Genomic DNA, 23636 nt, shown 5'->3' on the forward strand with positions numbered 1-23636 from the left:
GGAGAGACCGCGTTCGCTGTCTTTTGCGAGGCAAGGAGGCTAGGCTCGAAAGCACGTTGTGAATGGTGAACGCACTTGTAGTCCCTCTGCGCTACTCGGTATCGATCTTCTTTGGTTCCTTCACCGGTTCAGCGGTGCCGGTACCGGTCTCCTTATGCTCGAAGATGAAGTTCAACGGACTCAGTTGCTCTGCTGCAACTGCCACTTCCTTTTGTTGCACCACAGCTTTTTCGCCGGTGCCATAGGTTACGTGTACCATGTGATCGCCAACGGGTGCATTGTGCATGAAGGGCGTGCCGGCCACTACTTCACCAACGGCGGTGCTGTCCACCATCACCTGGGCGTTCACGTTGGACATGACCAGGATCTTGCCGGTGGTCTGCGCTTGGATGAGCGAAGAAAGGAAAACGGTAATGATGATAATGGAAGTGCGCATCGGTTGAAATTTTGCGTGGTTTGGTTCCGGTATTTCGGTTGGCATGTCCGAACTTATCGGAATGCGGAGGTGAAGGTATAGTGTATGATCACCATCTGCGGTTGGGAGATCGTGTTACTGCACCACCACGCTCAAGGTCCGCACGCGTTCACCTGCACGCACCACCACTAGGTAGCGACCTGCTGCGGCATCGGGCAACTGGATGGCTTGGCTCGGCGTGTTGCGCTGCTGTCCGCTCCAACACACCTTGCCACTTGCATCGAATACGTTGATGCTCGCTTGGTGCATGTCCGATGGAAGCACCAAGTTGAAGCGCCCGGTGTTCGGATTCGGAAAGGCGATGATCATCTCCGCATCGACTTCCTCGTTGAGTGCAGTGATGACCAACATGTAATCAGTAGTGAGCGTGCAGCCCGTTGCGGTGGTGACGGTAACACTGTATTGCCCACCTGTTGCAGCCACCACGAAAGGGGCGTCCGAGCCGGGCAAGGGTACGCCGTTCAGGCTCCACGCGTAGCTCTCGAAATCGCCTTGAACCAACAGCACTTGTCCGCTTGCTTCAATGGTGACCGATGGACACACCACGATGGTATCGCTGTTAGCAGTACAGCCGAATGCATTCGTTGCAACACCCCACCACAAGCCGGTGCTATCCGTGGGAACGCAAGGGCCGTTCACGTTGGGCACCGTGTCGCCGTTGTTGTACCAGACGTAGGTCAACGGAATGGTATCCGTGGCGCAGAGCAATGCTGCGGCGGTGTCATAGCTCGTGGAAAGTTGGGGTACAGGGAACACACGGACCGTATCCGTATCGGTGAAGACCAATTGCGGTACCACGGAAATGGTGAGGCTGCCGAAGGTGCCGTTGCCCAACGCGAAAGGTACTACGCCATTGCTGCCGGTCGGGATGTTGAACGTGCCGAGGTCATCGTCCTGGCTCACGGGATCTTCATCGAAGAAGGCGATCGAATACGGTGGGTTCGCTAAGAGGTGGCCCACATCGTTCCAGGTCATGCTCGTGCTGTTGTCTCCAGTGCCACTCGTGGTGCTGTTGCCGTTGCCATCGGTGAGCACGTAGTACAGATCCGGATCGCCCGTGCACGCACCGAAGAGCGATGGTTCCTCTACATCGCCGCACCAATTGTCGCTCACGCCGCCCAGCACTACATCGTTAAGTACGAAGCCGCCGATCGTTGTGGTGAGCGCTACCACATGATCGCCCGGCGTATCAAAACTTGCGCTCGGCGTGGCACTGTTGCTCGTGTTCCCGTTGCCAAGGTCCCACGCATAACTTGTGGGTGCCGGAGCGCCATCGAGCAACGCGGTGAACTGCACATCGGCACTTCCGCATCCGCTGCTGGGTGTGAATGTGAAACTTGCATTTCCACCACTGCCCGCTTGCACTACCAACGTGACACCAAACGTCTGCGACACGTTCAACGTGAAACCGCTCGCTTCCACCTGTGCAATGATGTTGATCGCGATGGTGTACGTGCCACTTCCAATGGGTGTGCCGCACAGCCGCGCGCAACCATACTGGTTCACCTGCGGATAGTAGATGCCCAACGGTTCGTTCGACGTAAGCTCCATGCCGAAGGGCACCCCCGTGACACTGGTGATCGTCATCTGCAAAAAGTTGACGTTCATTCCCGTTCCCGGATCGGTGAAGTTGGCCGGTAACCAAAAGGTGATGTCGCTTGCATACGCTTCACCTGCCGTAGCATCGGGTGGTTGCAACGGACACAGGGTAGGGTAGGCCGGCGTGGCAAAACAAGTGGCATCGATCGCGCAGCTGATGCATTGCGCGTGTACGCTGCCCAACGCGAGCAGCGCAATAGTGAGGAGGAGTGTTCGGATCATGGTGCAATGGCCTGCCCGAAGATCGGGTTCGGCGGGGGAAGATACTAGGATACAGCGCCCTTCGTTCATCGTGTTCTCCGGAGCCGAGAAGGCTCTTCAGACGTTGGCTCTTCGCCCCCGCGCAGACCGTGCGCATCGCGCTCATCCAGAGTCCATTTGGGTTTGGCGGTCTTCAATCGCTTTTCCACTTTCTTAATGTGTTCGGCAGGTGGAATGTTCTCCGGTAGTGTGCCACCAATACGACGGATGGCATCACGCACCTCCTTGCCTACTGACTCGTGTGTGCGTATTGCCTGCTGATCCCCATGCACACCTTCCCGGGCCAATTTGTCACGGGTCTGCGTCATGCGGAATTGGTTCGCAGCGAGTTCGGTTGCGTTCATGCGGTCCAGCAATTGCTCTTTGCCAGGGATGCCCTTGCGCTGTTTGATCTGTGCGTTACCAATACCTCCGTAGAGCCCTTTGTAACCAGCATCGTGGAATACACCGAACATGCGCCCGTTCACCCCAGCCTGTTGTGCAGCACCGCTCAATGCTTTGAATTCTTCGGCTGTTTGCTTGCGAATTTGCAGCCGTTCTTTGTCTGCGGCCAATTGGTCATTCACTTCTTGGCGTCTCGCTTGCACAACAAAATACTGCTGCGCTAAGGCGATCTCCGGCTTGCGAGGGTCGCCGTTGATGGCGATTAGATAGCAGGCGAATCGGGAGAGGTGGAAATCGGCCAACTGGCGCTCACTGCCCGATCCAAGAGGGACCATTTTGCCGGCGCCGGCAAAATGGTCGGTCGGCTCATTCCCTGACTCTCTACACGCATCTTGTGCCCGTTTGATGGCCTGTTCAAATCGCCGCCATTGGTCATAACCTAACAACGGTTGCAGCGCTCTGGCACTCCAGAACTCGGCACCATGTGAATTGACCTGCTTCAGTTCTTCGAAGCTGGGCGGGGTAGGGTTCGGTAACTCACTCATTCTGCTGACCGCTTTCTCGTCAACGCGGTTTGCACAATATACAGGCTTTGGACCAACAAATGAAGCTAACTACAATCCTCTAAAACCTTAATTCAGGAGCCGACCGCTTCGGCGTCTCCACAATCACAATGATCTCACAAATTGCCTACCTTTCATAGCGGTGTATTTGTAGATGAGGGTGGCATGGTGCAACCAAGATGAGGGAACTTGAACGATCTTCGACCCGAACTAGCGCCCAATGTTACTAGCGCCCCACAAACCCATGGATCCTGTCCTATGCGCACCTTAGAGGAAGATGCCTTGCGCTTGTTGCGGAGTTCGGTAGGGGATACCAAGGCCACCTTCAGGGAAGGTCAACTGGAAGCCATCGTCGCCCTGGTCCGTGAGCGAAAGCGCTTGCTGGTGGTGCAATGTACCGGCTGGGGCAAGAGCAATGTGTATTTCATCAGTGCGAAGTTGCTGCGCGAAAAAGGGCATGGACCCACCGTTATCGTTAGTCCGCTATTGGCTTTGATGCGCAACCAATTGCAGGCCGCAGCGCGCATGGAGCTGAAGGCTATCACCATCAACAGTGCCAACACGGATGAATGGGAGACGCTGCAAGAGCAGGTGGTATCCGGTGAAGCCGATGTGCTCCTGATCAGTCCGGAACGACTGGCCAACGAACGTTTTATCGCCGAGGTGCTGTTGCCCATCGCTGGACGCATCGGCATGCTCGTGGTGGACGAAGCGCATTGCATCAGCGATTGGGGGCACGATTTCCGGCCCGACTATCGGCGCATCATCGCGATCCTGAAACAACTGCCTGCCAACCTACCGGTACTGGGTACAACCGCCACTGCCAACCAACGCGTGGTGGACGATCTGAAGGTGCAACTTGGCGACCTCACCATACAACGTGGGACCTTAGTGCGTGACAGTTTGATGCTCGATGCTGTGCAACTCCCCGACCAAGCCGCACGCCTCGCTTGGCGGACGCACTACCTGCCCCTGCTCCCCGGATCCGGTATCGTGTACACCCTTACCGTGCGCGATGCGGAGCGCGTTGCCGAATGGTTGCAACAGAACGGGATCGAAGCAAGGGCCTACCATGCCTCCGTCGTTGATACCGAAGATGGCGATCTGCGCGAGCGCTTGGAGCAGCAACTGCTCGATGGAAGCATCAAGGCCTTAGTTGCCACCACGGCACTCGGCATGGGCTACGACAAGCCCGACCTGGGTTTCGTGATCCACTTCCAAGCTCCCGGCTCCATCATCGGCTACTACCAACAAGTGGGGCGCGCCGGAAGGGCGATCGAGAAGGCCTACGGGATACTCCTACATGGCGAAGAAGATGCTGAGATCCATGCCTACTTTCAAGAGAACGCTTTCCCGAACGAGTCGAATGTGCTGCAGATACTGAAGACTTTAGAAGGTGGCAACGGTCTTTCCATCCGGCAACTGGAGCCGACCATGAACCTGCGCTACGGGCAGTTGGAACAGGCCTTGAAATTCCTGAGCATGGAGGACCCTGCGCCGGTGGTGTTGCAGGACCATCTGTGGAAGCGCACACCGGTGGCCTACACCTTGGACCATGCGCACATCCAGCGCCTCATGGAACTACGAGAGCGCGAACGTGAGCAAGTTGTGGCCTACGTGCAACACACTGGCTGCCGCATGGAATTCCTTCAACAGGCCTTGGATGATGTCGTGCATGCACCCTGTGGACATTGCGCCAATTGCTTGGACAAGCACTTCAAGGCGGACATGCCCCCAGCGGAAGTGGCCCGCGCGGCTACCTTTCTGCGCAGCGCGGAGATGGTACTCACCTGTCCGAAGGCACTACCCGCAGGTGGCTTGGATGCGCTCGACATTAAGGGCAACATACCGCTGGAGTTGCGCCCGCAGCCCGGAAGGATCCTCTGCCGTTGGGGCGACTCCGGTTGGGGCAAGTTGGTGGCGCAACAGAAGCACGACGGACACTTCAAAGACGAACTCGTCCACGCCCTTGCCGAAATGGTGAACGAGCGCTGGTGTCCGGATCCGCCCCCAATGTGGGTGACCTGTGTGCCCTCCCTTCGCCATCCGGAATTGGTTCCCGATCTTGCACGCCGATTGGCCGCCAAGTTGGAACTTCCGTTCCACAACGTGGTGGAAAAGACCCGCCAGAACGAGGCGCAGAAAGCCATGCAGAACCGCTACCACCAGTGCCATAACCTCGATGGCGCCTTCGCCATCGGTACGGTGCCCGAAGGGCCTGTGCTATTGGTGGACGATGTGGTGGATTCCGGCTGGACCATTGCCATTCTTTCGGCACAACTGCTACAGGCCGGTTGTACCTTGGTGTACCCTATCGCACTAGCAAGCACCTCCCATACCTGATGGACCTAAGACCGGACGACCAAGCCACCTTGCTGCTTACCGCGCACCTGCCCGGAGGCAACGCCGTGCAGCCGCTCTCCACCGGCGAATGGTCACGGTTCAGTGCGTGGTTGCTTGCACATGAGCACACACCGGGCGACCTGTTCATTGGCGATCCGAAGCACACGCTGGCCACCTTTCAGGACAAGACCATCACCCTGGAGCGTATCGCACCGTTGCTGGATCGCGGTTTCCAAGTTGCCTTGTTGCTGGAGAAGTGGCAACGTGCAGGGCTCTGGGTGATCACGCGCTCCTCGCCGGATTATCCGCAACGGCTCACCACCATGCTCGGCGACCAAGCGCCGCCCTTGTTCCATGGTGCAGGCGACCGCCGCAAGCTGGAGACCAAGGCACTTGCTGTGATCGGATCGCGCAACGCCGCCGAGGCCGATCTGCACTTCGCCCGCCAACTGGGCCACGCCGCCGCACAACAGGGCTGGTCCATCGTAAGCGGTGGTGCGCGCGGTGTGGACGAAGCCTCCATGCGCGGTGCCATCGAAGCCAGTGGTACCGTGATCGGGGTGGTGGCCGATAGCCTGCTGAAGATGGCCACCAGTCACAAGTACCGCGATGCCATCCAACGCAGTGACATCGTCCTGCTCTGTGCCTCGCACCCCGAAGTGGGTTTCTCCGGGGCCAATGCCATGGCGCGCAACAAGTATGTGTACTGCCTAAGCCGTGCGGCCGTGGTGGTGTGCTCCGATGCCAACAAGGGAGGTACCTGGGCCGGCGCCACTGAGGACCTGAAGAAGAAGTGGGTGCCCGTGTGGGTGAAGCACCATCCCGATCCACGCAGCGGCAACCGCGCACTGGTGGATCGTGGCGCACAGCCTTTGCCCGATTCCGATCCGCATGCCTTGGACATGGAGGACCTCGCCAAGGGTAAACTCTCCAGCGCTCAACTCTTCGAACTGCCCATTGCCTCCGACGTTGCCGCCGTATACCAAGCCTCCGGAACCACGGCCCCGAAAGAGCTCACCGAAGCGGATGAGATGGAAGCCATCCTCAAGGCACTTGCCACTCCCATGACCGTGAAGGCCCTTGCCAAACATATCGCCATGGACGAGGCCCGCATCAGCCACCTGCTGGACCAATTGGTACACCTGCACAAAGTGGAACCACCAACTGGCCGATCACGCAGCTACGCCCTAGCGGGTCCGGATCTTTTTAGTGGGGAGTGAGTCGTGTCGCTCAGTACAGCTGGATCATGCTCTTCCCGGTTGAATTGGTAGTACGGTGTTTCTGGCATCGTGGCGTTCGTTCAAGTATGAACTTGCCGTATCTCGAATGATCGTTCCGGCCACGCGGCCTTTGATAGTGTTCTTTGAGAAAGTTAGCTAAGAGCTCTACTGCGTCGTTTTTCTATTGGTAGTGTTCAGCTCTCACCCCGCCATCAATAGTCATTATGTTCCAAGATCACCTCCGGCGATAGATCCCATACCATGCTCCCCACGTGGTAACTGAACCATGCGTTAAAGACTTTCCAGCTCCGGTCCACAGGCCAAGTATCCTCATCCGGGCAAGTGCCGAACAGTTCCATCTCGAAAATGAACGGAGCATACGGCTTCACCACATCGGCAATGTCCTTCACGGTATTTGATGTTGACCAGCCTTTACCCTGTCAACCCAACGTGAACTGCACGCGAGGCAATACCACTTCATAGCTCTTATCCTTCTCCTTATCGTACCAATGCACAATGTATTCTGCCGTAGCGCCTGAAACACGATATCCCTCATTTGCGAAACGGGGTAGTGTCGAGTCAATGAACTTGCGCGCGTAGAGCAGCACATTGCCGTTCCCGGTGCCAAGACCAAGTGCACTTCCGTTCGTGAATTGTTTCTCATCCGGCACCATATTGGAGCCCGCAGAAAGGGATGTGATCCGGTCGGAGTTATATGAACACGATCCCAGGTTCACCTCCTTCATACCAAGCACGTATTCAAGTTTATTGGGCCGAGGGTATACCACCTCATTCGTTTCTCTGATCAACGAGGCATGTTTGTAGGTGGGAAGGAACTGATCATTCGTGTGGATCACTAATTGGTCCATTGATCTTGTGCAGGCCACATAGAGTAGGCGGAGGTCTTTGTCCTCCTCCATCGGGTAGTTCTTCTGGTATACGAACACGTTATTGAACTCCTTGCCCTTGCTCTTGTGCATGGTAGATACATGCACCACTCCTTTCTGTGGTTTCACGGCGTCGCTGATCCTGATCTCACGCACGAAAGCATCCCATTCTGATAGGTCATGTCGCCCTTGGTTCCCTTTCTTGAAGAGCGCAAGTAGGTCTTTCATGTCCGCCCGCAATGGATTCCCCTTGAGCCCTTCTATATATTCCTTAACGGCATTGTCCCAGACCTCCTTGGGAATAACACCAATTCCTGGATGGCGTTCACGAACGAATTGGCCGAACGCTCGGACCTCGCGCAAGCGACCTACGGGGAAGTCATCCGAGCCACCGATGTAGCGCGCCTTGACGCCATGTTGCTCCAGCATGGCCGTTGCCATGATCGCCTCATTGTTCGTGCGGGTCAATACACTTGTCGTGCCGGTGAGCGTCGACCGTGCGACGTCCTTTACCAGTCCTGTCAAATGATAGCCGCCGGAATATCGGACCACACGTTGCACTCCCGGCCGATCGTCATTTGCTACAAGTTCCTCACCATCTTTTATCCGGACTTTGATCTTGGAGGCAATATGATTCGTCAATCGAACGATCGTCTCCTTGCTCCGGTAATTCACAAGTAGGCTATGCGATCGCGCCTTGAAGCGGGTTCGGAATTCCGACATGAATCTTGGCGATGCACCGCGCCATTCATAGATGTTCTGGTCGTCATCACCCACTGCGATGATGCGTGGTTTCTCTGCGGTCTCAGCAAGCATCTGGATCAGTTGCCATTGCTCCTGATCAACATCTTGGAATTCATCCAATACGATCACGCTTTTGTTCGCAATGGAGGTGACATCCACTTCGCCGGCATGGATAGCCGCCATGGTGCGGCTGATCACAGTTTCCGACCGGTCCAGATCGCCGAGCTGACCCATCAGTTCAAAACACAAGCCATGGAATGTCGTGATCCGGATAAGGCCTCGATACTCCGGAACCATGGCATGGACGCGGTCGCGGAACTCCATTGCCGCAGCCTTCGAGAACGTGAGCATAAGGAATTGCTCAGGCTTCACATCCTCAATGAGCAGAAGGCTCGCCACCTTATGGACAAGGACCCGGGTCTTACCGCTCCCCGGACCCGCAGCAACAAGGATCTGGTCCGTACTATCATTGACCACTCCCAATTGCTTCGTATCCAGATCCCCGAAAAGCTCAGTGAATCTGCTTCGGGTGATAGGCCGTGTGATATCGGTGCTGCGCTTCGGAAAGTATTTCTGCACGAAGACATCGTGCTCGAAGCGGAAATAGTCATCTACGAAAGATAACGCGGCCTGAACGCTTTCCATACGGCGTGCTGCATACTCTCCCACCATATGGATCTGTTCCACCCTGTTCTGGTAATGATGCCTCAGGTTACCGTAATCCTCTTGGGTGTATTGCTTCCGTACGTTCTGCTCCACGCGCTCCACATTCATCCGTTGGTACATGACCATGAACCCGTCCTGCAGGCTCAGTACATTCATGCCGTGTAGGAACAGCAATGCATCGGCAATGGCTTTCAGGTCATGCTCTTTGCCGAACATCCCTTCGGCCATTGCCGCTCTCAGCCCCAACAAGGAGAATTTCACACGCAATTCCTGCTTGGCATCGTCAGCGAGCTTCGACGTATCGGGTACTAGTTTCTCAAGTTGTTCGAAACAAGCCAAGGCAAGTGCTTGGCGCGCTTCCACCTCCTTCCGTAGTTCTTCCGGGTCCTTCAATAGTGTTATCCTGTAGCTATCTGCTTGCCGGTCCAGGCGCTTGATCCCTACCAGTCTTCGTTTCTTCCAGATCAGGAACAGTGGCTTCAGATCCTCTATCCTGCTGTCCACCCCCTGGTCAAGAATGCCTTGGTTCAGCGCGCGATAGGTCACGGTCATTTCCTGTTCGGCCAGGAGCCCTACCAATGCCTTTTCGGTATTCAGGATGCGTTGCAACCGTGCTTTGGAACCCGCACGTGGTCGACCATCCACATAGGCGGTCAGGTCCTGCTCATCGTTCAAGACCGCGATGTTCCGCAACAGTTGTACGGTCTCGATCACATCACGCAACTTCATTCCGAGATGACCCGCGACCACATCGACTTGCGATACACCCACTCCATCCTCATCCGGTTTCACTAGTCGCTGCAATACCCGTATGCAATTCTCCTTCTGTTTTTCTGTTAATCCGGTATTGTCCCGTACTATCCGTAAGGCATCCTCCAGTCCTTTGACCATTAGACCGGTAGCGAAAACCTGCGGGGAGTTCAGCGTGCGCTTTATGTAGCCTCGGTCCTCTAGGGCTGCAAGGGATGCGGCCACGCGGTTCTGGATATCACGCATCTCTTCATCCCATCCCGCGGCTTTGGCAAGCTCCGAAGCCGAACGACTGATCTTGTCCCGGATCTTGGTCATGCCTTTTACCGCACGCCATACCTGCTGTATCTCCTTTTGATTGAGCTTGGTCCGTTGAAGCAAGTGGAAATGGCCGCCCAGGTCATTCTCATTGTATAGGATGTAGCACTTGGCATCAATGTCTTTGTTGCGGCCAGCGCGACCGGCTTCCTGTACGTAGCTCTCCAGCGAACTGGAGATGTTGTAGTGGATGACGGATCGCACATCCTCCTTGTCCACACCCATACCGAAAGCCGAGGTTGCCACCATGACATCCACCTCACCATCCATGAAGCTCTCCTGATTGAGCTGCTTCTCTTCGCGCTCCATCTTGCCATGAAATCCGCGGACCGATATCCCGATCGCCTTGATGCGATCTACAAGCTCATCAACGCGTTTGGTCCGGCTTGCATACACGATCGCGGGTTTCTCACAGGTGTTCAGCAGGCCCAATAACACACGTTGACGGGCTTCGGCAGTGGTGTCCTCCACAGGAAGGACCTCGTACTCCAGGTTCTCCCGCCGCGCTTGGCTTATATAGGGAATAAGGTCCAGACCAAGGCCATTCTTGAAATAGTTCCGGATGTCTTCCACCACTTGCGGCTTGGCGGTGGCAGTAAAACAGGATACGGGTATGGGCTTCTCGCGCCCAAGGTCGATCTGAAGCTGTTTCAGATAGGGCGCGATGTACAAGTAGTCCACCCTGAAATCATGCCCCCAACTGGAAAAGCAATGGGCCTCATCTATAACGAACCGCGAGATCTGTCTCTTCTGCAGCAGACGGGAAAGCGTGGGAGAACGAAGCGTTTCCGGAGCGATATACAACAGGTGGATCCCGCCATCCTCTACTTGCTTCAGGACTTCTTGCCGCTCCAATGGGGAAAGTAGTCCGCTCAGATGGGCCGCACGCACTATCTGGTGCCGATGTTCCAGCACCTCCACCTGATCTTTCATCAGCGAAACCAACGGCGAGATGACCACGGTGAGCGAACGGGTAAGCGCACCTTCCATTAGAGCAGGCAGCTGGAACGTGAGCGACTTGCCTCCGCCAGTGGGGAAGACGGTCAGGACCGACTCTCCGGCCAACGCTGAACCGACGGCCTTTTCCTGCACTCCAGCCTGGCTTTCACCGTCGAACAATCGGAAGTGATCATACCCGAAATACTCCTTCAGTCCGCGCTTTGCATCCATCCAGGTCGCACAGTACTCGCAGCCCGCATCATTACACTGTGCGAACCGCAGGTTATGCAGTACCTGTTGGGTAAAAGGCAAGCTATGTACGACCCAAGGGGGTAGGATGGATGCTTCATCGGTCGTGTCGATCAGGGCCAGCGCATGCGCGAGCTCTACAGGTCTATCAGTAGTAAAGCGTTGCAGCGGAGCAGAAGCGCAAATGAGGCCTGAGTAACGCGAGGTGATCAAGTCGGCTACGTCTGTCTTGTCCTGCTCATGTGCCGCAAGCTCGATCATGCCATCGTACCCTTCCTGTCCGGAAAGCAAACCGGCATAGACCGAACGCATGACAACAGGCAAACAATTGAATGTACCTAAAAGTTCTTCCAATAGTTCGCGACACAGTTTTGCGTCACTGAGCGGATCGTTGTCGCCGTCCTCGTTGCGGATCTTGTAGCCCTTCACCAACTTGTGATAGGGCTTATTGGCGTACAGCAATGCACTCCAACACAAAGTATCCAAGAGCACCTTACCCTTTAATACATTCTGCCCCATGTGCTTCCGAAGCACAGGCGCATCATGGCCAACAAGGTTGTGCCCGGCGACAATGGTTGCCCTGTCTATCAGCTTCTTAAGTCCATCCAGCTTACGCTTGTGGAATTCGCTGCTCCCGAGCACAGCTCCTACGTCCAGGAGTTTTTTACTCCGCTGATCTAACTCGAGATCCAGAATGAGGACCTTGTCCAGTGCGTTCATTAGCTGGGCGCAATGGCGTGGTGGATGAAACGGGCTGCGGAAGAGCTATGCATGGATCACAAATTCAACACTCCTTCAATAACCCGAAAACTCTCCAACCCACTTTCTAGATCTTCCACGACCTCGGTGGTGCATTCCGTGGTCTGCGCTTGAACCAGCGTAGAAAGAATTACAGTTAGGAAGAGTAGGAGAGTTCGCATGGGGTGGTGCTGGTTGTTGAAATTTACAAGCCTTCGTAATAGCCCTTGATCTTTTGTGCCATCAGGTGTTTGCGTTCCTCCAAAAAGGTCTGGTAGCTTTTTACATCATAGTCGAAGATAGCTGTTGGGATGCAGTTCTCGCGCATGTTCTTGCGCAGGTCGGCCATGTTACGCAGACCACCGATGTCACCTTTGCCTTGCTCAAGCTTGTCCGCAACGGTCGTAAAGTATACCGCTGGCGTTTTGTCACCGATCTTGATGTTTCCGGGTTGGTCCATGTACACCAGATTGCTCACGCGATTGTACAGACTGCGACCCAAGCCATTCTTCTTCAACAAGCTGCGGGGGAAGATGTGGTGTACATCTCCGCGTGTAAGCAACATGTCGTTCACGGTGAGGTGCCGACTGAACAGACCATGGTCGTTCGCGTTGGCTTGGGCAGCTAGGAATACGCCGAAGAACGGACTGCTCATCACTGGGCTTTCCAAATGCCCTGGAAGTACAGAATTCCAGAACGCATCACTCAGGTCACCTGCTTCGATCTCGGCTAAGTAGTCGGAAGCATTGCGTTCGTTCAGCCGTTTGATGTCAAAGTCGAATTGGCTTTCGAAGCTGCCCGTTGCACGTTCGGTCAAGATGCTCATAACGTACCAACGGCGCACCAAGCTTTGTAATTCATTGCCTCGGTCCATTCCTTGACGACGCAAATGCAGGTACAAGAAATAGGCGAAGTTGATCGCGTTCTTACTGCGCATCAACTTGCTGCGCACGAAGCCTGCCGACCGAAGGATCAACGTGAAGAACTTGAAGTCAGTCTCATTCATGAAGCGGGCCACACCAGCGTCCAACTGCTTGAAAGAATTTTCCATAATGGTCTCCTCGAACGTGCGGTTCACGAAATCGCGTCCACTAAGTAGGCTGACCAGGTCGCTCATTTTACCACGACCGAATTCCACACCGCTGGCAACACGCAACATATCCGTGTAGGCCGGGTCATAGAGATCTTCGGTTTCGCTGCGTAGCCACTTCATGTTCTTGAAGTGCTCCGTGGCTGCGAACTCGGGGTCGTTCTCCTTGATGTGCTCGTAGTACTGCGGCTCTTTGCTCAGGTGGCAGAAGTAATCGATGGCCTTGCGCAGAACCGGACCACCATGGTGCTCGTTGCTGGCGATCTTGCTCATGGCAAAGTCCGCTTGGCTCAATACGACTCCTTTGCTGTTGATGCGGATGAAGATCTCCGTTACCGTCTCTATGTCCAGTTCGTGGTTCAGTTCGATCACGCCGATCTGCCGCTTGGCTAAATTGGCCAATTGCCCAAGGCTGCTCTCCACAAGCTCGGCATCTGCATCCGGGTTTGCTGCGGTGTATGCTTTGTTCAATTTGATCAAGCTGAAACCACTCCCAAAGAACACCGCGATATCCGGCAACCACGCCTTGTCCTTTTGGATGATGGGCGTTTGCACCTCGAACTTCTGGGTGATGGGATGGAACGCGATCTTGATCTTGATCCGCGCATAATCCTTGTCCACCACGTATTCATCCATTAAAGCAGCACGCAATGCTGTTATGCGTTGTTGCCCATCGATCAAGATCTTCTTGCCGCTGCCAATGCTGCCATCTTTCAAGCGCACATCCGGGTTCTTCCATGTAATAATGTAGCCCACTGGAAAACCTTGGTAGATGCTATCCATCAGATCGCGGACTTTGCTCTTATCCCAAACGAATGGGCGCTGGATCTCGGGTATCGCGATCTCTTTCTCTTTCACCCACGACAATAAACTTTCGATAAGCGGCTGTTGGATACTGTATTTCTGTGTTTGCATGATCGTGTTGAACAACCTATGTATTGTCCTTCGTGTGATTATTGTTCAGCGCTGTATCAGTTAGCTGCGTGGCGAAGATGCGCCTAAAGTATTTGTTCAGATCAAGCACTGCGCTCACCCGGCTGTGCGTTCCCTTGCACCCACTCCACTACCGAGATGATCTTATCCTGATCATTCTCATTCGGGAATAGGCCGAAGATCCCTTCTTGGTGTAGGTCCGTGAACGTTGAACCCGGCTCTGCGAGCATGCGTTTGTCGATCACGCCGTTCACCGTGAGGTGCCGAATGATGGAATCGATGAAGTGGATCTGCGTAGCACTGAAGATGGAGCCGGACAAGAATTCGCCGAAGGCTGCTTTTGCTGCGCCTTCATCAAGGCCGATGATGCTGCGAATGAAATAGCCTAGTGGCCGTTCCTCGCCAAGTTCCTTCATCAAAGCCTCCTTCGTGCCGCGTTCGTCTCCATCGAACAGGATGCGTTCCAGTTCCACTAGCTCAGCGGTCGTGATCGGCTCATTGGTGTATAGTTTGTGAATGGTAAGCTGGTGTTTGTGCGAGCGGATGAACTCCTCTACACGCATCCGATAGCTACGCATGGTGTAGCTACCTGGCATGGAGATGATATCCTCACCCTCGCTCACCAACTCATCTCTCAGGTCCGAGTATACCACTTTGCGTTCCTCGCGCGGTATCAAGCGCACTAGATCGCGCAATTGTTTTCGTGTGAATTCCAAGGCTTCCAGACCGAACACAGCGGCTCGTTGTTGTTGATCATTTGCGACATCAAGAACTGCTTTGATCGCTGGATACCGCTCCTGCACTACGGGAATGTTGGAGAGCCGGGCAAGCTGTGTGGCGGTTGAGGCCAACGTGCGGAACAGGCGATCTACTGACGGCGCCTCTTGGGCCACAGCAATTTCCAGATCGAGCATAAGTAGGTCAAATCGTTTGGCCAGCTCGTCCTTGTCCGGTAGTTCGATCAAGTGACCAACGGTCTCGAACAGATCACTGATCCCGCTTTTTGATAACGCATTCCATGCGGTACGTTCACGGTAGTGATCGAGCACACGTTGCGCAGGACGAATGCGCACGGTGTGCCGCAATTCCCAAAGTGCCTGGACCCAACTATGCGCACTATTCAAAAGCTCAACGCGTAGTGCTTGATCTTTTGGTACCTGATGGGCTGGTTCACGCAGTTGTTCACTAAGTAGGATAGTTGCTTCAAAGATCCGTTGCGATAGGCTGGGGGAGCGCACAGGTTCAATGCCTTCCGGCCGCAGGTTGAAGAAGCTGTAGTTGCCACAGAGATCGAAGATCCTGAAGTTCTCCTTGTGCTGGCCGGGACCGAACAGATCCGGGCATAAGCGTGTGCCGCGGCCAACCATTTGCCAGAACTTGGACTTGCTATAGACCGGTTTAAAGAACACCAAGTTCACGATCTCAGGAATATCAATACCCGTATCCAACATATCCACACTCACGGCGATCTGTGGATACCGGTCCTTATCACTGAAATTATCTATGATGCTCTGGGAGTATTGCTCCTTACTGTGTACCACCGACATGAAATGCCCACCGTACTGCGGGAACTGATCTTCAAAACGGTTCTGTATGGCCCGGGCATGGTCTATGTTCCTTGCAAAGACAACGGTCTTGCCCAGCTTCTCACCACCTTCCACTTTGATCCCGTTCTCCATCACATAGGCCAACACCTGATCGATGGTGTTCGAGTTGAAGAGCCAGTTATTGATCGCGGGCGCTCCGATCTCTTCGGGTATATTCCCTTGGTCGTCCCGGAAGGTCTCTTCGTAATGTGTCCTATCGCTCTCACTCAGGTCATCGTAGCGGATACCGCGTTGCAGAAAGCCGAAGTCCACTGCTTTGCCAATGGGCGGCACCAGAAAACGATCGGCTACGGCCTGCCCTAATTCATAGAACGATGTCGGGTTATGCTCTTCGCAATCGAACAAGGCATAGGTATCCCGATCCCCTTGGTCGTGTGGTGTTGCAGTAAGGCCGACCAACAAGGAATCGAAATAGGTGAAAATAGCACCGTACCGATCGTACACTGAGCGATGCGCCTCATCCACAATGATCAGATCGAAGTGACCGACACCGAAGGTCTTCACATCATCACTCCGCACTTGGTCCACGCGGTTCATTACCGTGGGGTAGGTGCTGAAGACCACCCGTGCGCTTTCATCATAGCGCTGTTTGGTGAGATCCAATGTGGTAACATTCGGCAGGTTCTTCTCAAAGGCCCGTTTTGCCTGTGTGACCAAGGCATTGCGATCAGCGAGAAAGAGCACACGCTTCGCCCAATTCGCTTTCAGTAGAAGGTCCACTAACGCGGCAACGGTACGCGTCTTGCCAGCCCCAGTGGCCATTACGATCAATGCTTTTCGCTTAAGACCGCGCATGCCATCTTCATCCACCCAACTTTCTGCAACCCGCTTGATCGCTTGATGTTGGTAATAGCGTTCCACGATCTGCTCATCGATCGGCACATGCCGAATGTTCACACGACCGATACGCCGATCAACGACCCGTTGCAATTCGTCCCGCGTGTAAATGCCCTGTACAGCGCGTGGACCATAAAAGGTGTCATCCCAGATCCACGTATCGAAACCGTTGCTATAGAATATCACCGGGCGCTGTCCGGTCATGCGTTCCAGGCAATCAGCGTAAAGGCTTGCTTGCACACGGCCTTGTTGGGCATCGTGGGTGGTGCGCTTGGCCTCTACTACGGCCAGCGGTTTACCATCTGCACCCCAGAGCACGTAATCTACCTTGCCGTTGCCGTTGGGATTGGTGCTCAATGGCATCCCTGTTACCGGGTATTCGATCACGTTGGATGCGGCAGGGTCCCAGCCTGCTTCGCGCAACAGTTCATCAATGAAGAGTAACCGTGTATCCGCCTCCGAATATTCAGAAGCAGGTATGGGTATGTTCTCATGGCGCTCCTTGCGCTCCTGGATCGCTGCCAGGCGTTCTGCCAATATCTGCTTTTCTCCTTCTAATTTCAACCGTTGCTCGCGCTCGGTCTCCATCGCTACACGTTGCGCTTCATAACGCTCCTGTAACTGTTGAAGCTCCGCGCTGTTCGGAACTTCCTTCACTTTCACTTGTACTATGAGTGCCTCCTCTTGGAATGTTCCTACCTCGATGTCGAATGCGCTGTACGTACGACCCATCCATTTCAAGAACCGGAACAAGAGGCGCAATGAGGCTACGCTCTGGCTCTCCACCACCTTCTTATCATGCGCAGCGGCATTGCCGGTACGCCGGATGTACTGCAGGTCGATGTAGATGGGTGGTGGTATCAGTACCCGGAAGGACCGTTCATCCATCAACGCGCTCAACTGGCTGTTGTAAGGGCGCTGTAGGTCACTGTCGTTATCATACAGCCAGTGCACGGTACGTTCCAACGCACGGCGGGCATACACGGCAGAGGCGATCGGTGCGGCCAAGGCATACCGCTCCGCGTCCATGGCCTCCTTCGCAATGGAGGGCCACTCTTCAACGAGGAAGCGGAAGTTGCTCGGGGTGCTCAACGACATGGAGGCGCAATTGACGATATTCTAAGCACTTGTACAATTACAAGATGCGAATAAGTCGAGCCTATGATGTGCGGCTTGTGATGGTAACTGCCGCGTGTGGCCCTTTACGGCTCTAAAATACATGTGGATACTTCAGAACCGGTCTTCTTGCTGCTAAGAGAATGCTAATTCCTCTGAAGCACTACATTGCGGACATGTGCACCCACACACGCCTGCTATTAGTTGCGATCGCCATTTTTGGTCGTAGGGCTATGCACGGCGCAACAAGATGGACCAACCGAGGAGGAGCAGCCAACAATTATCACGGCGGAACAACTGCAGGACTTTAATTCGGTAGTGCCCGGCATGGGTCGACAGATCCCGGGAATATACTTGTCCAACTACGGGCTTCTGTGTTACCACTTTGGGGATGATGGCACATTCGCATCGCGCGACTTGAATGATTCCGGTTGGGTCGCAGCCGGTTCATGGTATGCGCCCATCACGTTGCCAAAGGAACAATTGGACACTGCGCAAGCCCTGTGGGTGCGGTACCATCTTCTCTGCGACAGTTCCCTGCGCGGTAGCCCATTGACACTAAGTTTGGGATCCATTGCCGGTATTGAGATCTTTTTGAACGGCCATCGGTTGGTGCACGTCCGGGAATTGCCGCCGGTTGTTCATGATCTTGATCAACCAATTTGGGACACGCTGCGGCGCTTTACCCTACCGATCACATTCGCGTGCCAAGGCGAACCAGAAGTGCTCGCTATTCGGATAGATCCGGCAAGGAATGGAATTCCCTACCCCACTTTGCACTATACGAACTTCGCCTACAACGTACAGCTGTCCGCGATGCACTATGGTGTCTTCATCGGGGTCAACGCCATCATCTTTTGCTCGCCTTGGTCCTCTGGTCTTTGGACCGGAATGATAAGCAGTGGTGGCTACTGGCCCTGCTGGCCTTCGTTACAGGATCAGGGTATGCGCCAAGTTGACCAGTGAGATGGGCTTGTTGGGTTTGCCGTGGCCCACCATCCAGGTCATTGGCATTATTGACAAGATCCTCCTTCTATGGCCTATGTATGTGCTTATCATGGTCTTGTGGCGCATGCTAGGTGGGTTATCAAGTCGGCGCGCCTTTTGGCTCACCTTCGGTGTCTTGTTCGTTTCGGCAACCAGCGCTGGCCGCTTGTACTTTTTCGGGAAGATCTCCTGGTCATTTTCGGAGATCACGGGGGAATACAGCATAGATGCAGGTTTGTCCGATGATCAGTGGCCACTTTTGGTCGCACTGGTGGTTGGTGCGGTACTGCGCTATTCCATAGCGCTCTGGTTCGCGATCGAATTGATCCGACTTGGCATTCGCCTGGTGCGTAAGAAGGGTTTCGGACGTTGGATCGGGGCAGGGGCGCTTGTGTCCAGTCTGTTGAGTTTCCTCTTGACGTGCTTCGGCCTGGTCACTGAAATACCATCTACGACATGGCTCACACTTTCCGATTATCTCGCCTATGTTGCTGTGCCGGTTTCAGTCGTCATTTATCTGGCCGTCACTGCCGCTCAAAACAACAAGCTGGTAGCGCGTCAACGGGATGATCTTGATCGCGAGGTGGACGACCGTACCGCCGAACTTGTAGCGGAGAAACAAGCGGTGTTGCGCGAGAAAGAACGCAGCGATGAACTACTCCTCAACATCCTGCCATCCGAAGTGGCGGAAGAACTAAAAGCCAACGGTTCGGCAAAGGCGCGGGACTTCGATCCCGCCACCATCCTGTTCACCGACTTCAAAGGCTTCACGGAGCTATCCGTGCAATTAAGTGCTCAGGATCTGGTGGCCGAGATCAATACGTGTTTCGAGGCGTTCGATGGGATAATTTCCCGGTACGGTGTGGAGAAGATCAAGACCATTGGCGATGCTTACATGGCGGCAGGTGGCGTGCCTGATCCTCTGCGCGGATCACCGGCAGGTGTTGTAGAGGCCGCGTTGGAGATGCAGGAATTCATGGTCAGGTACAAAGCGCAACGAACAGCCTTGAACAAACCGGCCTTCGAGATGCGTCTCGGTGTTCACACCGGCCCAGTGGTGGCGGGCATCGTGGGTGTGAAGAAGTTCCAGTACGATATCTGGGGCGACACCGTGAACACGGCCAGCCGCATGGAGAGCAATAGCGAAGTGGGCCAAGTAAACATCTCGCAGAGCACCTATGAACTGGTGAAGAACGTGCCGGGACTTGCCTTCACATCGCGAGGCAAAATACCAGTGAAAGGGAAAGGAGAGCTGGAAATGTACTTCGTAAAGAGAGGGCCGGTCGCATAGCCATTTCCGATCCCTACTCCCCCCAAAACGCCCCCTGCAGCAAAAGCCCGAACAAGTCCTCGCTCCGGCGTAGGTTCGCAGTGGAACACCGGTAGTGCTGTCTATCCACTCCACTTCACGATATCCGCCACTACCGTCTTGTAGCTCAAGCCACGCAGCCGTTTCACCACCACGATGCGGGTATCTCCGTACTGCTCTGCGCGTTCGACCGACGAGTCAGTTGGTCTACTTTCCTTGATCCCCAGCCCCGTGCGAAAATGCGACCACCACGTATCGTTGGTGAGCACCACACAGAGTTTCGGCTGTAATTCCTCCAGTTCCATGCGCACCAGATCCACGCATTCGGGTCGTTGCAGGATGCGCTCGTCCACATCCGGATTGGCCACTTCGCCACGGTTCTGCGGTGCGATCTTGTAGAGGTTGGACCATACCAGTTGACGGTTCCATTCCCACGCGTCCTCATTTGTGATGCCGTGCCGAACCTGCATCAGCTTGACCGTGGCCTGCCAGAAGAACGATGACCAAGCGCGGTAGTTCTTCTCCCGTTCGGTATACCAGGCTTGTTCTTCCGGGCTACACTTGTTCAAGGTAGTGTTCGTCCACAACACGTTCACCCAATCCAACGGGGAGTGGTCTTTGAAGGGTTCGTTGGAGTAGCGCTTGCTCTCTTCTATGCGGCCCCTCGGTACTGCCTTCGTGAAGTCCCACTCCGGGTGCCAACCACCCACGGCCTGGCCGTAGACCAGCACATCAACCGGTTCATTCGTTCGCGTACCGATGCTCGGATAGAAGTCTGTGAAGTGGGTGCGTTGCGGAAAGGTGCGCGCCAGTCGACGTTGAAAGGCTTCCAAGTGTTGCTGGTAGGCGGCGTTATAGGTTGGTGAGAGGGTGCGATACATTATGTCCGTGCTGCGTGATCCTCTTCCGTTAGTTCCCCAACTCCCCCCGGAACGCCCCCTGCAACAAACTCCCGAACAAGCCCTCGCTCTGGTGTAAGCTTGCTGCAATGCAGGTGCGCTGCTTTTGGATGTTATGGAGTAATGTTCCGAACCGTTCCTGCGCTTTGAGTGGAACAAGTGGAATACGCATTCTTCGGATCTCTTCTGTTGTGATATTCTTGAAGATGGCTCCCACCGACTTATCGCTGACCCCTACGGCGAGCATATTCAGATAATGGTAAATGAACCTCAGGTCAAAGCCTTTGTCAAAGTCACGAAATCCTGCAAATCCATCGTGTATGCAACAGTCGACCATCAGGATCGCTGGCAGGCCTGGCTTCCCACTTACAGCCATCACCAAGTCACCACGTTTCATTGGACGACTGCGCTGTGAGCCTTCAATCGTGAGTGAATCGATCTGAGGTGTCACATACATCCCATCACGGGTCAAGTCTGCAACCATTAGGCGAGGCACGGGACCTCCAAAGTATCGCGCATCACCCTGTGGTCTTGGACTGCTCCCACGGACGACCTCACACAACGAACCCAAGTCTACAGTTTCCCACCCCCTCTCATTCCGCACCGGATCCCCGAACAGCTCCAAGAACAGGCTCTTGGCAAGTTGGTCGTAAACCGCCAAGGTTCGCCGGTCGTTGGCCACCAGCGCCTGCGCCTTGTCCAAGATCGCCGCGATGCGACGCTGCGTGGGGAGGGCGGGCGGAGCAAAAGGTAAGCTGCGGATATCTTCTATCTTGAAGCCTTTCACCGTCGCTCCGTTTCCACGCGAAATGAAGTAATTCTCTTTCGCAAATAGAAAGTAATAGAGATAGGTCTGGTCAACCTTGCCATTTATAACAAGCGCCTTCAGATCCTGATTGAATGCCATCGGCACGTTCGTGATCGACATGCGCCCAAGAGCCATGCGTGTTGCAATCAATAACGTTCCGGCTGGAACTATCTGTGTCGCACAATTATCTACACCGCGTTCAGTGATCGACTCGTACGTCTCCGAAATATGCTTTGATGTAAGATCCTTCACCGTAGCCCATGGGACATCACCTTCCCAATAGCCCTCGATATCGCGATTAGGAGTACCACCACCAAGTATCTGGATATAATTGCCCAGCACGCTCATTTCAACAACGCCTCCAATTCGTCCAACAATTTCACACGGTCGGCGGCCAATTGGCGCAGGCCGGGTTCTCCCTTTTTGCCGTTGATCAGCTCGGCGGGCGTGGCATACTTCACTTGCTCGTACACCACCTCCTTGTAGCGGTTTATGCTGAGGTCCCAGTTGTTGGCCTTCAAGTCCGCAAAGGGCACCAGAAAGCTCTGGTCGGTTCGTGCACGTTTGCTTTCACCTTTCGCACCGAAGCGCGCTAGGATGTCGGCGATGTTGCTTTTCTCGTGCAGCGTTTTCGCTCCCTTGGTGGGCTCGGTGTATTGGAGTTCAAGCTGTTCTTCGGTGAGTTGCGGTGTGCGCTTATCATCCAACGAGAAACCGTCGGCACGCATGTCGTAGAACCACACGTTGTCGGTACCGCCGCTATCGGTCTTGGTAAAGATCAGCACCGCGGTGCTCACCCCTGCATAGGGTTTGAATACGCCGCCGGGCATGCTGATCACCGCTTGCAATTGCTGGCGTTCGATCAGTTCCTGCCGCAGTTGCTTGTGCGCCTTGCTGCTGCCGAAGAGCACACCATCGGGCACGATCACAGCTGCGCGGCCACCTGTGCGGAGCATGCGCAGGATCAGACCTAGGAAGAGCAACTCGGTCTTCTTGCTGCTCACTGTGCGCAAGATCGCAGGGTCCACAGCGTCGTGGTCCAAGCTGCCTTTGAACGGCGGGTTCGCTAACACCAGCGAGAAGCGCTCACTGATGTGGCCTTGCTCTTTGCTAAGCGCATCCTGCCCGATCAGTTGCGGGTGCTCAATGCCGTGCAACATCATGTTCATGGCACCAATGCGCAACATGCTGGAGTCGAACTCGACCCCGGTGAAGAGGTTGGTGTTGTAATGCTCGCGGAACTTCTTCTCGTGGAAGCTGTCCGGGTGCGTGCGCCGTATCTCTTCGCTTGCCGCCACCAAGAAACCGCACGTGCCGGCACTGGGATCGCAGATGGTATCGGTGGGTTGCGGAACCATCAGTTGCACCATCATGCGGATGATGTGGCGCGGTGTGCGGAACTGGCCGTTGCGTCCTGCCGTAGCGATCTTGCCCAGCAGGTATTCATAGAGGTCGCCCTTGGTGTCGCGGTCGGCCATGTCCAGCGCGGCGATCATTTGCACGGCGCGGTCCAGCAACCGCGCGGAGGGGATCATGAACGTAGCACCCTTCATGTGCTCACTGAACACGCTGCCCTCGCGCCCCATCTGCTTCATGAAATCGAAGACCGTGAGGTTATCGTTCTTCGCATCAGGCCGCGTAAAGAGCGCGAACAATGTATCCGGGTCCTTGTCCTTGAAACTGCTCCACCGCAACGCCTTGTACTTGGGCGGGTAAATGGGATCCTTGATGGGCCCACCGAGCTTGGCGCTCTGCTTCTCTTTGGTGGTCTGGATCTCATCCATCCGGCGCAAAAAGAGCAAGTAGGTGATCTGTTCGATAACCGTGAGCGGATTGGCGATGCCGCCAGTCCAGAAGGCCTCCCAGAGGCGGTCGACGTCGGAGCGGAGTGTTCCGTTTATCATGGGGTGAAGA

General features: G+C 54.9%; 15 protein-coding genes. 4 read left to right on the forward strand and 11 right to left on the reverse strand.

The window, feature by feature from the left end:
• Window positions 1-91 precede the first annotated feature (91 nt).
• The 3 genes from IPF95_06545 to dinD all read right to left on the reverse strand — a co-directional run bounded on the left by IPF95_06545 (window position 92) and on the right by dinD (window position 3264).
• Window positions 92-436, reverse strand: coding sequence for a hypothetical protein (locus IPF95_06545; protein ID MBK6474355.1), 345 nt, complete (start codon window positions 434-436; stop codon window positions 92-94).
• 114 nt (window positions 437-550) lie between these two features.
• Window positions 551-2296, reverse strand: coding sequence for a T9SS type A sorting domain-containing protein (locus IPF95_06550; GenBank protein MBK6474356.1), 1746 nt, complete (start codon window positions 2294-2296; stop codon window positions 551-553).
• A gap of 65 nt (window positions 2297-2361) precedes the next feature.
• Window positions 2362-3264 (reverse strand): DNA damage-inducible protein D, encoded by a 903-nt coding sequence (gene dinD / locus IPF95_06555; GenBank protein MBK6474357.1) that lies wholly within the window; start codon window positions 3262-3264, stop codon window positions 2362-2364.
• A gap of 276 nt (window positions 3265-3540) precedes the next feature.
• Between dinD and IPF95_06560 the strand changes: the two genes are divergently transcribed.
• Window positions 3541-5625, forward strand: a complete 2085-nt coding sequence (locus IPF95_06560; GenBank protein MBK6474358.1) for a RecQ family ATP-dependent DNA helicase — start codon at window positions 3541-3543, stop codon at window positions 5623-5625.
• A 29-nt stretch (window positions 5626-5654) separates the two neighbouring features.
• The gene (locus IPF95_06565; protein MBK6474359.1) at window positions 5655-6845 is read left to right on the forward strand and encodes a DNA-processing protein DprA; all 1191 of its coding nucleotides are present in this window, start codon (window positions 5655-5657) and stop codon (window positions 6843-6845) included.
• Window positions 6846-7057: 212 nt separating this feature from the next.
• On the opposite strand, the gene IPF95_06570 is transcribed toward IPF95_06565, so the two are convergent.
• The 5 genes from IPF95_06570 to IPF95_06590 all read right to left on the reverse strand — a co-directional run bounded on the left by IPF95_06570 (window position 7058) and on the right by IPF95_06590 (window position 17701).
• Window positions 7058-7255, reverse strand: coding sequence for a hypothetical protein (locus IPF95_06570; GenBank protein MBK6474360.1), 198 nt, complete (start codon window positions 7253-7255; stop codon window positions 7058-7060).
• A 30-nt stretch (window positions 7256-7285) separates the two neighbouring features.
• Complete coding sequence (locus IPF95_06575; protein ID MBK6474361.1) at window positions 7286-12118, reverse strand: RecQ family ATP-dependent DNA helicase; 4833 nt, start codon at window positions 12116-12118, stop codon at window positions 7286-7288.
• A gap of 56 nt (window positions 12119-12174) precedes the next feature.
• Window positions 12175-12318, reverse strand: coding sequence for a hypothetical protein (locus tag IPF95_06580; GenBank protein MBK6474362.1), 144 nt, complete (start codon window positions 12316-12318; stop codon window positions 12175-12177).
• A gap of 23 nt (window positions 12319-12341) precedes the next feature.
• Window positions 12342-14141, reverse strand: a complete 1800-nt coding sequence (locus IPF95_06585; protein MBK6474363.1) for a DUF262 domain-containing protein — start codon at window positions 14139-14141, stop codon at window positions 12342-12344.
• Between the two features lie 101 nt (window positions 14142-14242).
• On the reverse strand, window positions 14243-17701 hold the full coding sequence (locus tag IPF95_06590) for a DEAD/DEAH box helicase family protein (GenBank protein MBK6474364.1): 3459 nt from the start codon (window positions 17699-17701) through the stop codon (window positions 14243-14245).
• A gap of 222 nt (window positions 17702-17923) precedes the next feature.
• Here IPF95_06590 and IPF95_06595 point away from each other — a divergent pair, with 222 nt between their 5' ends.
• The gene (locus IPF95_06595; protein MBK6474365.1) at window positions 17924-18685 is read left to right on the forward strand and encodes a hypothetical protein; all 762 of its coding nucleotides are present in this window, start codon (window positions 17924-17926) and stop codon (window positions 18683-18685) included.
• 1 nt (window position 18686) lies between these two features.
• Complete coding sequence (locus tag IPF95_06600) at window positions 18687-19997, forward strand: hypothetical protein (GenBank protein MBK6474366.1); 1311 nt, start codon at window positions 18687-18689, stop codon at window positions 19995-19997.
• A 101-nt stretch (window positions 19998-20098) separates the two neighbouring features.
• On the opposite strand, the gene IPF95_06605 is transcribed toward IPF95_06600, so the two are convergent.
• Genes IPF95_06605 through IPF95_06615 form a run of 3 tightly spaced genes read right to left on the reverse strand, consistent with a single transcriptional unit; the run spans window position 20099 to window position 23626 of the window.
• Entirely contained in the window at window positions 20099-20896 is a 798-nt protein-coding gene (locus tag IPF95_06605; GenBank protein MBK6474367.1) for a hypothetical protein, read from the reverse strand.
• Window positions 20897-20924: 28 nt separating this feature from the next.
• Window positions 20925-22070, reverse strand: coding sequence for a restriction endonuclease subunit S (locus IPF95_06610; GenBank protein ID MBK6474368.1), 1146 nt, complete (start codon window positions 22068-22070; stop codon window positions 20925-20927).
• Window positions 22067-23626 carry an SAM-dependent DNA methyltransferase gene (locus IPF95_06615; protein MBK6474369.1) on the reverse strand — a complete coding sequence of 520 codons (1560 nt, stop codon included), beginning with the start codon at window positions 23624-23626 and terminating at the stop codon, window positions 22067-22069. The genes IPF95_06610 and IPF95_06615 overlap by 4 nt, the downstream gene beginning before the upstream one ends.
• Window positions 23627-23636: the final 10 nt, after the last annotated feature.

The sequence above is a fragment of the Flavobacteriales bacterium genome (assembly GCA_016704485.1).
Lineage (GTDB): Bacteria > Bacteroidota > Bacteroidia > Flavobacteriales_F > PHOS-HE28 > PHOS-HE28.